The organism is Archangium sp. (assembly GCF_045802675.1).
Classification (GTDB): domain Bacteria; phylum Myxococcota; class Myxococcia; order Myxococcales; family Myxococcaceae; genus Archangium.
Window position 1 is genome coordinate 24962 of record NZ_JBJMQO010000039.1, and the last position, 13885, is coordinate 38846.

Consider the following 13885-nt stretch of genomic DNA (forward strand, 5'->3'; position numbering starts at 1 on the left):
CACCCTGCCGGAGCGGGGCGGGTAGGGGATTTCCCGAGGGTCGCCCGCGGAGCAGGCGGCCGCGCGGGGACGGGGTGGACGGGGAGAGGCTCGAGGCCCCAGCGCTCAGCGCCGCGCGAAGCGGTTGACGAGGTGGGCGAGCGCCATCACCAGCTCGGCGGGATCCACGGGCTTGGGCACGTACACCTGGAAGCCGGCGCCGAGCGCGCGCGTCCTGTCCTCCAGCCGCGTATGGGCGGTGAGGGCGGCGGCGGGCACCCGGCCTCCCTCCTCGGGCGGAAGGGCGCGTACGCGGCGGATGAGCGAGTGGCCATCCTCGTCCGGCAGGCCGAGGTCCGAGACGAGCAGCTCCGGCGGCGAGCGCCGCAGCGACTCGAGGGCCTCGGCCGCGCACGAGGCGGTCGTCACGTGCGCCCGGCGCTCCTCGAGCACCGCCCGGAGCAGCTCGCGGGTCTCCTGCTCGTCGTCCACCACCAGCACGCGCACGCCGGAGAGGTCGGGCAGGTGCTCGGGCAGCAGTGCCTCCGGGGGCGCCGGGGGAAGCCCCGGGGTGGAGGACTCCGGGGCCTCCGGGGCACGCGCTCCGGCGAGCGGGAGCCGCACGGTGAAGCGGGAGCCCTGGCCCTCGCCATCGCTGTGGACCTGGACGGTGCCGCCGTGCAGCTCCACCAGGTGGCGCACGATGGCCAGCCCCAGGCCGAGTCCCCCGTACCTGCGGGTGGCGCTGCCATCCGCCTGGCGGAAGCGCTCGAAGACGTGGGGGAGGAACTCGGGAGGAATGCCCTGGCCCGAGTCGCTCACCTCCAGCTCCGCGTGCGTCTGGGCGCGCCGCAGCCGCACCGTCACCCGGCCGCCCTCGGGGGTGAACTTGAGGGCGTTGGTGAGGAGGTTGCCCGCCACCTGCTGCAGCCGCTGGGCGTCTCCCCGCACGGGCCCCACCCCGGACTCCAGCAGGGGCTCGAGGCGGATGTCCCGGGCCGCCGCCGCCGGGCGCACCGCGTCCAGCGCCGCGTCCACCACGGGCGCCAGCTCCACCGGCCGTTGCTCCAGGCGCATCCTCCCGGCGACGATGCGCGAGATGTCCAGCAGGTCGTCGACAATCTGCGCCTGGGCCCTCGCGCTGCGCTCCACCGTCTCCAGGGCACGCGCCTGCTTGTCGGGAGGGAGCGGGCCGGAGCGCAGGATGCTGGCCCAGCCGAGGATGGCCGTGAGCGGGGTGCGCAGCTCGTGCGACACGGTGGCGAGGAAGTCCTCCTTGGCGCGGTTGGCCTCCTCGGCGCGGTCTCGCTCCTGACGGGACAGCTCGAAGAGGCGCGCGTGCTCCAGGGTGATGGCCGTGCGGTGCGCCAGCTCCTCGGCCACGCGGACGTCCTCGGCGTCGTAGGCGCGGTAGCCGTCGCCGGCCGCCACGAGCAGCACGCCCAGCAGGCGCCCGTTGGTGGTGATGGGCACCGCGAGCCCCCGCAGGCCCACGAAGGCACGCCGCGGCTCGCGCCGGGACACGTCCGGCTCCGAGGCGAGTGCCTCTTCGGTCAGCGCCGGGAACACCACGGACCGGCGGCCCTCGAGGACTCCGTGCGGCGCGTGCGGCCCCTCCATCGGCCGGCCCGCCTTGCGCAGCCGCAGGGCGCGGACCGGATCCACGTCGCTGAAGGCCACCCGCTCGAGGGGGCCATCGCCCTGACGCAGGTAGACGCCGCACCACTCGCCGAAGCGCGGCACCAGGCTCTGGGTGAGGCGCTCCAGCGACTGGTGGATGTCGAGGGTGGAGGAGAGCGCGGCACTGGCCTCGGAGATGAGCTCCAGGGCCTGGCACGCGCGCCGCTGCGCGGTGATGTCGGTGATGGAGCCCACCCACTCGCGGATGGAGCCATCCCGCTCCAGCACGGGGACGCCGCGCGACACCACCGGGGTGTACGAGCCGTCGGCGCGGCGCAGGCGGTACTCCACCTCGTAGAGCCCCCGGGTGGAGAAGGCGCGCTTCCACGCGGCCGCGGCCTTCGCCCTGTCCTCGGGATGCACGGCCTCCAGCCACCCCGAGCCGTTGCGCCACTGCTCACGGGACTGGCCGGTGAAGGCGCACCAGGTGGGCGAGTCCTCCTGGAAGTGGCCCGTGGCGTCCGTCGTCCAGAGGAGGGTGGAGGTGGCCACCACCAGCGAGCGGAAGCGCGCCTCGCTGCGGCTCAGGTCCGTCACGTCGAAGGCGAACGCGGCCACGCCGTCCACCCGCCCGGCGGCGTTGCGCAAGGGCTGGCAGGTGAGGTGGAAGCGGTGCTCCTCGCGCTGGCCACTCGGGCCCCGCACCCGCAGCGACACCTGCTCCAGCACGAAGGGCACGCCGGTGACGTACACCCGGTCCAGCACCTCGAGCAGCCCCTGGCCCTCCAATTCCGGCAGGGCGTCGCGCGCGGGCCGGCCGAGCACCTCGCGGCCTCCATGCAGCTGCCGGTGGCGCGGGTTGGACAGCTCGAAGACGTGCTGGGGCCCACGCGTCACGAAGGCCACGGCGGGAGCGCTCATCACCAGCGCGTGCAGGCGCGTGTACTCGGCCTCCACCTGCTTGAGGGCCGTCATGTCCCGGAGCAGCACGAGCAGTCCCTCTCCGGTGGGGAACACCCGCGCCTCCAGCCAGGCCCCGAGGGGCGCGAGGTACTCCTCCACCGTGGTGGGCACGCCCTGCGCGAGCGCGCGCTGACAGGCCCGGCCCAGCTCCGTCTCCTCCAGCTCCGGCAGGCGTGTCCACAGCGTCTGGCCGAGCAGCTCGGTGCGGGCGAGGCCCAGCAGCCGCTCGGCGGCGGTGTTGACGTAGGTGGGTCGCCCGTGGACGTCGAGTGCGAGCACTCCGTCCGTGACGACCTCGAGGAGGCGCTCGAGTCGCGGCGGCGGGGAGCCGTGCGTGTCCGTCAGGGGTAACATGTGCGGCAGCGTGACAGGTCGATCGCCCGGCGGCTCCCCACCGCTCCGCCCCATCGCCCGGCAGTGAACGGGGGGGGCCGGGATTCTCGGTCGCCAAGGTGCCCAGCGTTGGGCGGCGCACATCCGGGCCGCCACGGATCGCCGCACGTCCTTCTGCCAGTCGGGCGTGCCCGTGCGGCCGGTGTCGGAGTAGCCTGCGAGCCGCGGTGCGAGGGGGCCATGAACCTTCCCAGAGAGCTGATCGAGGCGGTACGCAGGCATCAGGTCGTTCCCTTCGTGGGAGCGGGCGTGAGCATGGGGGTGAAGCGGGAGCTGTTTCCCTCGTGGAAGCAGCTGCTCGAGGGGCTCGCGGAGAGGCTGGAGCAGGAGGCGCTTCCCGAGCCGGTGATCGCCGAGGTGCGGCAGCGCATCGCCGGGGGAGACTTCCTCACGGCGGCGGAGCTCGCCTTCAAGGAGCTGGGGGCGTTCCGCTTCAACCGCTTCCTGCGCGAGCGGCTGCGGGTGCGCCGGCCCACCGACGCGGATCTCTCCGTCGTCCGGGCGCTCTGGGCGCTGAAGCCCGAGGTGATGCTCACGACGAACTACGACGACGTCCTGCTGTGGGGCCGGGAGGGCACGGAGCCCATCTCCAACGACCAGGAGGACGAGCTGCACCTGATGGACGCCGAGGCCTCGCCCGACACGCCGCGGCTCTGGTACCTGCATGGCACCATCCACCGGCTCTCGACGCTGATCCTCGGCGGGGCCGATTACACGCGGCTCTACGGGGACGGGACGCAGCAGGATGGCCGCTACTCGCACTACACGAACGCGCTGGTGCGGCTGCGCGATTGGATCCGTTCCAAGCCCTTCCTCTACGTGGGCTTCAGCTTCAGCGACCCGTACGTCATCAAGCAGCTCGAGCACGTGCTCGGAATCACCAAGGGCCGGCAGGTGCCGAGCTTCGCGCTGATGAAGAAGGGGAGCATCGAGCGCGGAGCGCTGTGGCCCCGGTACAACATCCAGCTCATCGAGTACGAGGACCACGGGCCGCCGCTGGCGGCGTGCTTGAACGCGCTGGCGCGAGCGGCCTTCGGGCAGCCGCCGGCACCGGCCTCCCTCGATCCCTTCGCCTTCCTGTCCCCCGGGCCGGCGCACCCACCACCGCAGGCGGCGCCCCGCGCACCCGTGCCCTCGCCGGGCCCCTTCGCGCTCGAGTCCTTCTCGCTCCCGGCCCAGGCCGGCCCGAGCGAGCCTCCCGTATCCCAGGCGGAACCCTCTGTCCCGCTCGACCCGCCACACGTGCTCCGGCCCGCGCTGGAGCAGGAGTGCGCGCGGATCCTCCGGAGCGAGCAGCGGCTGGTACTGCTCGCGCCCGAGGAGGGAGGCGCGAACTCGCTCGCGCGGCGCGTGGCGGCACAGTACGGGAAGCAGGTGACCTGGCTGGTGCCACCGAACCTGCCGGAGTGCACGGAGACGGACTACTGCCGGGCGCTCGCGGAGGACGCGAAGGTCACGAGCTCCGATGCCCTGGTGGCGCACTTGCGGAAGCGGGCCGAGGGACTCGGGCGTGAGCACCTGCTCGTCCTGGGCTGCGAGTGGGGGCCCTTGGGACACCTGGACCTGCTCGGCAAGCACCTGCTGAGGTTGATGGAGGGGACGTCGACGGTGGAGTTCCACCTGCTGGTGGCGGGCGGCGAGCGGATGGCGCGGCTGCTCCACGAAGCGCCGGAGTCCTCTGTGTACAAGGACGCGCCGCGCCGCGAAGTGCCCGGCTTCACGGTGGACGAGGTGCGCCAGTTGCTCGAGGGCGTGGGCCTGAACGGGAGCCAGTGGGCCGGGGACGTGCACGAGGCCACGGGCGGCCACCTGGGCCTGCTGAAGGAAGCCCTGCTCGGAGCGGGAGCGCTCGACCGGGAGTCGGTGACGGCGAGGCTGGTGCGCAGCCCCTCCGTGCGGGGCGCGCTCCAGGAGCGGCTGCGCGAGGACGAGCGCAACGGCTACACGGGGAGGCTCAGCTGCCGCTTCGTGCTGGAGGAATTGCTCGCGGGCCGGACGGTGGAGGCGCTCGAGCCACTGGACCACCGCACCAGGTACCCGGAGGTGCGGCTGTTCTTCGCCGGGCTGGTGCGCGGCGACGCACAGGGGAAGACGGTCCTGCGATGCCAGGCGGTGGAGCTCGTCGCGAGGGAAGTGCTGGCGCGCGACGACGCGCGGGCATGAGGCACTTCAGCATCCCGTGTCGTGCGGTGCCTCCGCCCGCTGTCTGAGAGGAGGGGGCTCCGGCCCCGGACTCGTCAGCCGAGCAGCGAGGCCACGAGGGCCATCCAGTCGGTAGTGGGAGGCAGGCGTCCCTCGGCGTGCTCGGGGCGGCCACCGCCACGGCCACCGGCGGCCTCGGCGGCGCGCTTGAGGAAGGCCCCGCAGCCGAAGCTGGAGCCACTGCCGCGGGTGATCAGCACGGCCAGGCCCTCGGGGGCGCGGCCGGCGAGCAGCACCACGGCCTCGGGCTGGCTGGTGAGACGCGCGGCGACGGAGCGCAGGTCCTCGGGCGTGGCGCCATCGAGCACGGCCACCACGCGCTTGTCCGGGGACTGCGCGAGCTGGGCGGCGAGCTGGGCGGCGGTGGACTCGGCGAGCTTCGCCCGGGCGGCGCCGAGCGCCTCGCGCACGTCGGTCAAATCCCTGCGCAGCTTGTCCACGGAGGCGGTCACATCGAGCGGTCCGCACGAGAACGACCGGCCGAGCGCGCGCAGCGTCGCGGCCTCCTGCCACAGCTCGCTTCGGGCGCGGCGGCCCGCGGAGAAGAGGACGCGGCCCTTGCCCTTGTAGCGCTCCACGCCCAGCACCCGCACCATGCCCACCTGCGCCGAGCGCGTGCAGTGCGTCCCGCCGCAGGGCGACACGTCGAACCCGCCGATTTGAATCACGCGGACGTTGTCCGTCACCTTGGGGGCGCGGCGCAGGGGGAGGGCGGCCAGCTCCTCGGGCGTGGGGAAGAAGGCGCGGATGGCGATGTCGTCGTCGATGATGGCGTTGACGAGGTCCTCGGCCTCGGCGACGCGCCGCTCGTCGAGCACGTCCAGGTCCACGTCGAGGGTGCACAGCGTCTCGCCCAGGCGCGAGGACACGGTGTGGGCGTTGGCCACGTCCACCAGCGCGCGCGACAGCATGTGCTGGCCGGTGTGCAGGGCCATGTGCACGCGGCGGCGCACGCGGTCGATTTCACCCGTCAGCTCGGCGCCGACCTCGGGGAGCCCGGTGCCCTCGGGCAGCTCCAGCACGTGGTGCACCACGCCCGCGTCATCCACCTGCACGTCGCGCAGGGCCTGGCCCCCGAGCACGCCCCGGTCGGCCATCTGGCCACCGGCCTCGGGGTAGAAGGCGGTGCGGTCGAGCACGACGGACGGGGCTCCGTTCCACGTGCCATGCGCGAGGACTCGCCCGCTGAAGCGGAAGAGGAAGGGATCGCTGTAGTAGAGGCGCTCGGTGGGGGTCATGACTCTGAAAGCAATAACACGCGGGCTACTTGGGCCCGTAGCGCGTCTTGAGCTCGGCCATGGACAGGCCGCTCCAGCGCGAGAGCAGCTCCACCACGTCCTTCGCGTGGAGGAAGTGGAGCGTGTCCCCGGAGAACACGGAGAGGAACACGCCGCCGCAGTGGGGCAGCTTCGCGCCGCTCGACTCCAGGTAGTCCACCAGCCGCGGCAGCATGTACTCGAGCAGCCAGGCGCGGACGTTCTCCTGGGGAAGCACGAGCTCGTAGCTGGTGGCTCCGGAGAGCTCGTCGCCCGCGCTGTCGCGGATGCGCGCGATGGCGTGGTTGGCCTCGAGGGCGGGCGCGCGGTCGAAGGCGAGGCGGATCAGTTCATCGGCAGCGGCGTCCATGCGGGTTCCTCCGGCGCGGATTCCCACCACGCGCCTTGCGCGAGTGCAAGCGAGAAGACACCTCCCCCGGGCTCCCCCCGCTGCCCTGGCGTGGGAGCGGCCAGCGCTGCGCCTGCCCGCCTCGCCGTCGGCTCCACTGTTCACCTCGCACTGGTGGACGGGACGACGGGGAGGGGAATCATTCCCATGATGAACACACCATGAAAGCCCTCGCGTGTGTTCTGGGTGTGCTGGCGTGGGTGCTCGCACTGCCGGCCCGTGCGAGCGCCGAGCCCTCCGCCTGGGGCGAGGACGCCATGGAGAAGGTGCGGCCCCAGACGGCACCGGGCACCCACACGAGCGTGCGGCTGTTCGCCGCGCGCAACGAGTTCGTTTCCTTCCAGGTGGGACTGCACGGAGGGGACTCGGGGTGGAGCGGGGTGAGCGCGAGCCTGCCCGCGTTGCTGGGTCCGGGCAGCATCGAGGGCGCGGACCTCGTCCTGTACCGGGAGACGTTGCTGCTCACCACCCATCCGACGCCGTACTCGGAGGTGGGGTGGTGGCCGGATGGGCTGGTGCCGGACGTGGACGAGACGGTGGGCGAGAAGCGCCAGGCCTTCCCGATGGACGTGCCCGCGCGCGAGTCGCGAGCCCTCTGGGTGGACGTGCACGTGCCGGTGGATGCGCCCCCGGGCGAGTACCACGGCACGGTCGAGGTGAAGGGCGCCGGGTACCTCGCGCGGGTGGAGGTGCTCCTCACGGTGGTGGACTGGGAGATGCCGAGCACGTCGTCGTTGCGGACGAGCTTTTCCGTGTGGACGCCCGCCGTGTGCAAGGCCTTCACGGGCCAGAGGACTTGCTCGCGGGAGGAGCAGCTGCGGCTGTTGGCGTACCTCCAGAAGCTGGGGCTCGAGCACCGCCTCACGTTCACCAGCCGTTTCGATCCCCAGGACCTTCCGGACCCCGCCACCTACGACACCTGGTGGGGGCCGTTCGTCAACGGGACCGCGCCCCTGCGGCTGCCCGGTGCGCGGATGACGTGCGTGCCGTATGGGGGGCCCTTCTCTCCCGAGCGGCTGGCGGACTTCGAGGCCCAGATGGACGCGCGTGGTTGGCAGCCCCTGGCCTTCACCACCGTGGGCGACGAGCCTCCCTGGCACATCTCCTTCGACGAGGTGCGCGCCCGCGCCTCGCTGTCACGGCGGATGGCGCCGCGGCTGCGGACGATGCTCATCATCGGCTCCCTCGAGGAAATGGAGCGGCAGGGGCTGACCGGCTTCGTCGACCTCGCCGTGGTGCTGGTCGATTACCTCTACGGGGAGGAGGCGCGCTCGCGGGGGGGCGGGTCGTTCCCGTCCTACGAGTCGTTCCTCCGCCTGCCGGACCGGGAGCTGTGGCTTTATCAGAGCTGTAACGCCCACGGCTGCGGCGGCCCCCTCCGGCCCGAGAACCTTCCGGGACAGGGTTGGCCCTCGTACATGGTGGATCGTCCGTCCACGAGGGCGCGTGCCCTGGAGTGGATCTCCTTCCAGGTGGGCGCGACGGGCGAGCTCTATTACCAGGTGGTGGAGATGCTCTCCACGGCGTGGACGAACCAGTACGCCTACGGGGGCAATGGTGACGGGACGCTCCTCTATCCGGGAACGGTCTCCGCCATTGGAGGGAGCACCGGGGTGCCGCTGCCTTCCATGAGGCTCAAGCTCATCCGCCAGGGGATGCAGGACTACGAGTGGTTGAAGCGGGTCGGGGACGCGGGAGACGCTCCGTTCGCCCGGCAGGTGGCGCGAGAGGTCATCCCCTTTCCCTGGCGCGTGCCCGACGGCGGCGAGGCCTTCGAGCGGGCCCGTGTGCGGCTCATCGAGCGCTACCTCACGCTCATGGGCCTCGTGGTTCCCGAGTCCGTGGCCACGTACCTGCGCGAGCACCCGGACCCGCCTCCGCGAGACGAGATCCGCCCCGTGCTCTCGGCGCAGTGAGGGAGGACCTGCGCCGTGCCGCGCGTGGGATTAGGTTTTGCCCCATGGGTGACGTGGAGCTCGCGGAGGCACTCCGGCGGCAGGGCATTTCCGATACACGTGTGCTCGAGGTCATCCGCGGCCTCGAGCGGGCGCGGTTCGTCCCGGCGGCCATGCGGGAGGCGGCCGGGCAGGACACGCCGCTGCCCATCGGGCACGGGCAGACGATCAGCCAGCCCTTCATCGTGGCGTACATGACCCAGGCGCTGAATCCCCAGCCGGGGGAGCGGGTGCTGGAGATTGGGACGGGCTCGGGCTACCAGACGGCCGTGCTCGCGAGGCTCTGCGGCGAGGTGTACACGATGGAGGCCGTCGCCGAGCTCGCGGGGCCGGCGCGCGAGCGGCTGGAGCAGCTGGGGTTCCACAACATCCGCTACCAGGTAGGCGACGGCACGGCTGGCTGGCCGGAGGCCTCGCCCTTCGATGCCATCATGGGCACCGCGGCCCCGGAGCACCTGCCTCCAGCGCTCTACCAGCAGCTACGGCCCGGGGGGCGTCTGGTGCTGCCGGTGGGCCCGCGCCATGGAGCACAGGAGCTCATCCGCGTCACCCGGCCGCTCGAGGGAGGAGCGCCCCAGGTGGAGAAGTTGCTGGGTGTGCGCTTCGTCCCCATGACGAGCGCGCCCCCGCCTGACTTCCTGCACTGAGGCCCCCCACCCATGCATTGCCCGGGTGGAGCGGGGCCGCTAACCTCTCGGCCCATGATCATCTGCCCCGTGTGTGAGCACCAGCAGGCTCAGGGCGCCGAGTGCGAAGTCTGTGGAAAGAAGCTCATCGTGACGGGCCCGGTGGCGGTGGCGGTGGCGCCGCTGGCGGAACTGGAGCAGACGCAGCTGGCGGGAGGCCGGGCGCCGGTACCTGTCGCGGCGATTCCCGACCTGGAGCTGACGGCCCAGCAGGCGGTGCCGACGGTGCCCGTGCAGGCGATGCCCGACATGGACACGGGGCGCGCGGCGGCGGCGCCCAACGTCATGGTGGCGCCCATTCCGGACGTGGACACGGGGCGCGCGGAGTCGGACGGACACCGGACGGCGGCGCCCGTGGGCCCGGTCGTCTGCCGCTACTGCCGCAACGTGCAGGAGAGCGGGGCCGTGTGCGACCGCTGCGGCATGCGGCTGCCCAAGGTGCGCGCGGCCCAGCCCGTGGCGGCCGCGAAGCTGCCCCAGTCCGGTGAGCGGACCTCGTGCCCGAAGTGCCACTCGCCCGCGTACGCGGGCCGGGCGTGCGTCACGTGCGGTATCCTCGTTCCGGCGGCGGAGTGAGCCCATGAGCGCGCCCGTCTTCCGCGCCGAGTATGCCTGCAGTGAGGGGTGCGGCTTCCGCGCCTCGCTGCTGGAGGTCGTCTACCGCTGCCCGCGTTGCCAGGGGTTGCTGGAGGTGGCGCACGACGTGGAAGCGCTGCGCTCGGTGCCCGCGGAGGAGTGGCGGCGGCGCTTCGAGCAGCGCTTCGGCTCCTCGCGGCTGCCGTACGCCTCGGGCGTCTGGGGCAAGCACGAGTGGGTGTACCCGCAGCTGCCAGCGGAGGACATCGTCTCGCTGGGAGAGGGGCGGGTGCCGCTCAAGCCGCTGCCGCGCATGGCGGCGGAGCTGGGACTGGCGAGCCTGGACTTGAAGGAGTGCGGCGTCTCGCCGACGGGCAGCTTCAAGGACTGGGGCATGACGGTCCTGGTGTCGTCGGTGAAGCACATGCGCGCGAAGGGCGTGCCCATCCGGGCGGTGGCGTGCGCGTCGACGGGGGACACCTCGGCGGCGCTGTCGGCCTACTGCGCGGCGGCGGGGATTCCCTCGGTGGTGTTCCTGCCCAAGGACAAGGTGTCGCTGTCGCAGCTGGTGCAGCCGGTGGCCAACGGGGCGCGGGTGCTGTCGCTGGACACGGACTTCGACGGCTGCATGCGGCTGGTGCAGCAGGTGACGCAGGACGCGGGCCTGTACCTGGCCAACTCGATGAACTCGCTGCGCATCGAGGGGCAGAAGGTGGTGGCCATCGAGCTGTGCCAGGACCTGGGCTGGGAGCCGCCGGACTGGGTGGTGATTCCGGGCGGCAACCTGGGCAACGCGAGCGCGCTGGGCAAAGGCTTCGAGCTGATGCTCGCGCTGGGGCTGATTACGCGGCGGCCGCGGATCGCCGTGGCGCAGGCCGAGCGGGCCAACCCGCTGGTGCGCTCCTTCCGGGGCGGCTTCAAGGAGCTGGAGCCGATGAAGGCCGAGCGCACGCTGGCGTCGGCGATCCAGATTGGCAATCCGGTGTCGTTCCGGCGCGCGGTGCGGATGCTGAAGAGCTTCGACGGGGTGGTGGAGGACGCGACGGAGTCCGAGCTGGCCAACGCGGCGGCGAGGGCGGACCGGGAAGGCACCTTCACGTGCCCGCACACGGGCGTGGCGCTCGCGGCGCTGGAGAAGCTGGTGGCGCGGGGCGTGATTGCGAAGGGTGCGCGAGTGGCGGTGGTGTCCACGGCGCACGGGCTGAAGTTCCCGGACTTCAAGGTGGGCTACCACCGGGGCGCGCTGGCGGACGTGACGAGCCGCTACGCCAACCCGCCGGTGGATCTCCCGGCGGACCTGGGCGCGGTGAAGAAGGCGCTCGCGGACCTGTGAGGGCCGGCCCCGGAGACGGGGTCAGTCGCTCGTGACGAGCAGGGGAGTGGAGAGCGGGCGCTCCTCGCAGTCGAGCGCCGTGCCATCCTCCCACGCGAGCATCAGGAAATCGGCCGGCCCGTCGAGCGCGATGATGGGGTGGTGCCAGACGTTGGGGCGGTAGTTGATGCCCTGGCCGGGGCCGCACACGAAGGCGCGCAGGCCGGAGAGGTCCGGCTCGCCGCGAGCATCATCCGGGCAGACGACGACGAGGAAGCGCCGGCACGCGAGCGGCGCGAACATCTGGGTGGAGCAGGGGTGGCGCTCGAGGAGGCGGACCTCGAAGGGGAGGACCTTGGCCACCGAGCGGAACACGGCGAGGTTGGGCTGGGCGCCGGGCCGGCTGTTGGTGAGCTGGGCGATCCGGTCATACCGGGTGGCCGTTCCCTGATTGGCGCTGGAGCCCCCGGAGAGCTCCAGGCCGATGACGTCGCCGAAGGGGGCGAACGCCTCCCGGGTGAGTGGCCGCGCGTGGATGGGCATGCCGGCGGAGTCTAGCGCGGGGCGGGGGTCCAGGAGTGGGACGGGCTTCCGGCGACTCGACGTGGCCCCCGGGTTCCGCTAGGTTCGCCGCCCCGTGAACGCAGAAACGCAGAATCTCCACGAGCAGCTCGAGCGCCTCCAGGAGGCGCTGTCCACCCGGCAGAGCACGCTTCTCTTCGCCCACGCGGGCATCTCCTTCATCGTCTCGGTCATCCTCGGATGCGCCACGGCCAAGCTCTTCTGGGACTCGGCGAGGGCGCCGTACGTGGCGTGGCTGGGTCTGGCGGCGACCGTGGGCCTGGGCCTCTACGGGCTGGTGCGCTACCGCCAGGGCCGCACGGTGCTGGCCGACGAGCTGGTGCGCTTCGAGACCCTGCTGGAGCTGCGCCGCCGTCTGCGTCTGGACGATCCCACGGCGCTGCTGCCCCAGTGAGCCCGGCCCGGAAGCCCGCTCGCAGCGGGCGTCTCATCGTCCTCGAGGGTCTGGACGGCGCGGGCACCACCACACAGGTGGAGCGGCTGGCGTCCGCGCTCCGGGCCGAGGGCCACCCCGTGCTCACCACGCGCGAGCCCTCGGACGGGCCGGTGGGTGTCCTCATCCGGCAGGCGTTGACGGGCCGCATGGTACTGCCCGGTCCCTCGGGCACGCAGCCCCTGGCCCCCGAGACGCTGGCGCTCCTGTACGCGGCGGATCGGACGGATCATCTCCGCGCCAAGGTGCTGCCCGCGCTGGAGGCGGGGCAGGTCGTGCTGAGCGACCGTTCCGTGCTCTCGTCGCTGGCCTACCAGGGGGCGTCGCTGCCCATGGAGTGGGTGGAGGAGATCAACGCCCACGCGGTACCGGCGGACCTGACGCTCTTCGTCGGGGTGTCCATCGAGGTGGCGGCGAGGCGGCGGGCGGCGCGGGGAGGCCCGGAGGAGCTCTTCGACGCCGAGGAGAAGCAGCGCCGCATCTCCAAGCAGTACGAGGCGGCCATCCGGCTGCGGGGCAAGCGCGAGCACGTGGTGCGCATCGACGGGGACCAGTCGGTGGAGGCCGTGACGGCCGATTGTCTGGCGCACGTGCGCAAGCTGCTCGGACGCAAGCCCGGACGCGCGGCGGTGCGGTAGAGTCCCGGCCGCATGGAGCCCACCGGCGCGGCGGCGGTCATCATCGGCAACGAGGTCCTCACGGCGAAGGTGGTGGATGCCAATGGCCCCCACCTCATCCGGCGTCTGCGCGAGGTGGGCATTCCCCTGCGCTCGCTGGAAATTGTCCCGGACGAGGTGGACGTCATCGTGGAAGCGGTGGCGCGGGCCCGGCTACGGGCCCAATACGTCTTCACCAGTGGCGGCATCGGGCCCACGCACGACGACGTGACGGTGCGCGCGGTGGCGCTGGCCATGGGGCGCAGGGTGGTGCGGCTGCCGGAGATGGTGGAGCTCATCCGCCAGAAGGCCGTGGACGCTCCGACGGCCGAGGCCCTGCGCCTGGCGGATGCGCCCGAGGGTGCGGTGCTGATCGCCCAGCCGGGGAGCTGGTACCCGGTGCTGACGGTGGAGGACGTGTTCTTGCTGCCCGGGGTGCCGCAGCTCTTCCGGGCGCAGCTCGAGGCGGTGCTGTCGCGGCTGAGCGGCACGCCGGTGCACCTGCGGGTGCTCTACCTCGGCCTGGGCGAGAGCGCCGTGGCGTCGGTGTTGGACCGGGTGGCGCTGGATATGCCGCATGTGGCCATTGGCTCCTATCCCATGTTCGACCGGACACTGGACTACTCGGTGAAGGTGACGGTGGAGAGCGTGGAGAAGGACGCCGTCGAGCAGGCCGTGGCCCGGCTCCAGGCGGGGCTGCCGGCGGGCTCGGTGCTGCGCACGGAGTAGGTGTAGGTCCTCCCTGGCGCCCCTCCGGCCGGGTGTGAGGGTGAGCTCTCGAGTCCTGTGAAACCGTTCACAGACACCGGGAGGGGGAGGGCGCACCCTGGTGGGTAGATAGGGGTCGAAGCCACGAAATCCGT

The 13885-nt window shown here is 72.3% G+C and carries 12 protein-coding genes; 8 read left to right on the forward strand and 4 right to left on the reverse strand.

Going from position 1 to position 13885, the window contains the following annotated elements; translation table 11 throughout:
- Positions 1-105 precede the first annotated feature (105 nt).
- Positions 106-2916: an ATP-binding protein gene (locus ACJ8AN_RS11460; protein WP_407755330.1), complete on the reverse strand. Its 2811-nt coding sequence runs from the start codon at positions 2914-2916 to the stop codon at positions 106-108.
- 219 nt (positions 2917-3135) lie between these two features.
- On the opposite strand from ACJ8AN_RS11460, the gene ACJ8AN_RS11465 reads away from it, so the two are divergent.
- Positions 3136-5118 carry an SIR2 family protein gene (locus ACJ8AN_RS11465; protein WP_407755331.1) on the forward strand — a complete coding sequence of 661 codons (1983 nt, stop codon included), beginning with the start codon at positions 3136-3138 and terminating at the stop codon, positions 5116-5118.
- A gap of 74 nt (positions 5119-5192) precedes the next feature.
- On the opposite strand, the gene ACJ8AN_RS11470 is transcribed toward ACJ8AN_RS11465, so the two are convergent.
- Entirely contained in the window at positions 5193-6395 is a 1203-nt protein-coding gene (locus ACJ8AN_RS11470; RefSeq protein WP_407755332.1) for an alanyl-tRNA editing protein, read from the reverse strand.
- Positions 6396-6420: 25 nt separating this feature from the next.
- Positions 6421-6783 carry an STAUR_1299 family protein gene (locus ACJ8AN_RS11475; protein WP_407755333.1) on the reverse strand — a complete coding sequence of 121 codons (363 nt, stop codon included), beginning with the start codon at positions 6781-6783 and terminating at the stop codon, positions 6421-6423.
- A 200-nt stretch (positions 6784-6983) separates the two neighbouring features.
- On the opposite strand from ACJ8AN_RS11475, the gene ACJ8AN_RS11480 reads away from it, so the two are divergent.
- Genes ACJ8AN_RS11480 through thrC form a run of 4 tightly spaced genes read left to right on the forward strand, consistent with a single transcriptional unit; the run spans position 6984 to position 11372 of the window.
- The gene (locus tag ACJ8AN_RS11480; protein ID WP_407755334.1) at positions 6984-8738 is read left to right on the forward strand and encodes a glycoside hydrolase domain-containing protein; all 1755 of its coding nucleotides are present in this window, start codon (positions 6984-6986) and stop codon (positions 8736-8738) included.
- A 44-nt stretch (positions 8739-8782) separates the two neighbouring features.
- Entirely contained in the window at positions 8783-9424 is a 642-nt protein-coding gene (locus ACJ8AN_RS11485) for a protein-L-isoaspartate(D-aspartate) O-methyltransferase (RefSeq protein ID WP_407755335.1), read from the forward strand.
- Between the two features lie 54 nt (positions 9425-9478).
- Positions 9479-10039, forward strand: a complete 561-nt coding sequence (locus ACJ8AN_RS11490; protein WP_407755336.1) for a hypothetical protein — start codon at positions 9479-9481, stop codon at positions 10037-10039.
- A 4-nt stretch (positions 10040-10043) separates the two neighbouring features.
- Positions 10044-11372 (forward strand): threonine synthase, encoded by a 1329-nt coding sequence (gene thrC, locus ACJ8AN_RS11495; RefSeq protein WP_407755337.1) that lies wholly within the window; start codon positions 10044-10046, stop codon positions 11370-11372.
- A gap of 21 nt (positions 11373-11393) precedes the next feature.
- Here the strand turns inward: thrC and ACJ8AN_RS11500 are convergent, their stop codons facing one another.
- On the reverse strand, positions 11394-11894 hold the full coding sequence (locus tag ACJ8AN_RS11500; protein WP_407755338.1) for an ureidoglycolate lyase: 501 nt from the start codon (positions 11892-11894) through the stop codon (positions 11394-11396).
- Between the two features lie 94 nt (positions 11895-11988).
- Between ACJ8AN_RS11500 and ACJ8AN_RS11505 the strand changes: the two genes are divergently transcribed.
- From ACJ8AN_RS11505 to ACJ8AN_RS11515, 3 genes are read left to right on the forward strand one after another with little or no spacing between them, the layout of a single operon-like run.
- Positions 11989-12327 (forward strand): hypothetical protein, encoded by a 339-nt coding sequence (locus ACJ8AN_RS11505; protein WP_407755339.1) that lies wholly within the window; start codon positions 11989-11991, stop codon positions 12325-12327.
- Entirely contained in the window at positions 12324-13004 is a 681-nt protein-coding gene (gene tmk / locus ACJ8AN_RS11510) for a dTMP kinase (RefSeq protein ID WP_407755340.1), read from the forward strand. Before ACJ8AN_RS11505 ends, tmk begins: the two co-directional genes overlap by 4 nt.
- A 12-nt stretch (positions 13005-13016) precedes the next feature.
- On the forward strand, positions 13017-13751 hold the full coding sequence (locus ACJ8AN_RS11515; protein WP_407755341.1) for a competence/damage-inducible protein A: 735 nt from the start codon (positions 13017-13019) through the stop codon (positions 13749-13751).
- The last annotated feature ends 134 nt before the right edge of the window (positions 13752-13885 follow it).

What these genes read in the sequence shown, in the direction of transcription:
- ACJ8AN_RS11480 (WP_407755334.1), top strand. Translation starts at nt 6,984, where the DNA reads ATGAAAGCCCTCGCGTGTGTTCTGGGTGTGCTGGCGTGGGTGCTCGCA.
- ACJ8AN_RS11460 (WP_407755330.1), bottom strand. Translation starts at nt 2,916, where the DNA reads ATGTTACCCCTGACGGACACGCACGGCTCCCCGCCGCCGCGACTCGAG.
- ACJ8AN_RS11465 (WP_407755331.1), top strand. Translation starts at nt 3,136, where the DNA reads ATGAACCTTCCCAGAGAGCTGATCGAGGCGGTACGCAGGCATCAGGTC.
- ACJ8AN_RS11500 (WP_407755338.1), bottom strand. Translation starts at nt 11,894, where the DNA reads ATGCCCATCCACGCGCGGCCACTCACCCGGGAGGCGTTCGCCCCCTTC.
- ACJ8AN_RS11490 (WP_407755336.1), top strand. Translation starts at nt 9,479, where the DNA reads ATGATCATCTGCCCCGTGTGTGAGCACCAGCAGGCTCAGGGCGCCGAG.
- thrC (WP_407755337.1), top strand. Translation starts at nt 10,044, where the DNA reads ATGAGCGCGCCCGTCTTCCGCGCCGAGTATGCCTGCAGTGAGGGGTGC.
- ACJ8AN_RS11475 (WP_407755333.1), bottom strand. Translation starts at nt 6,783, where the DNA reads ATGGACGCCGCTGCCGATGAACTGATCCGCCTCGCCTTCGACCGCGCG.
- ACJ8AN_RS11485 (WP_407755335.1), top strand. Translation starts at nt 8,783, where the DNA reads ATGGGTGACGTGGAGCTCGCGGAGGCACTCCGGCGGCAGGGCATTTCC.
- ACJ8AN_RS11515 (WP_407755341.1), top strand. Translation starts at nt 13,017, where the DNA reads ATGGAGCCCACCGGCGCGGCGGCGGTCATCATCGGCAACGAGGTCCTC.
- ACJ8AN_RS11470 (WP_407755332.1), bottom strand. Translation starts at nt 6,395, where the DNA reads ATGACCCCCACCGAGCGCCTCTACTACAGCGATCCCTTCCTCTTCCGC.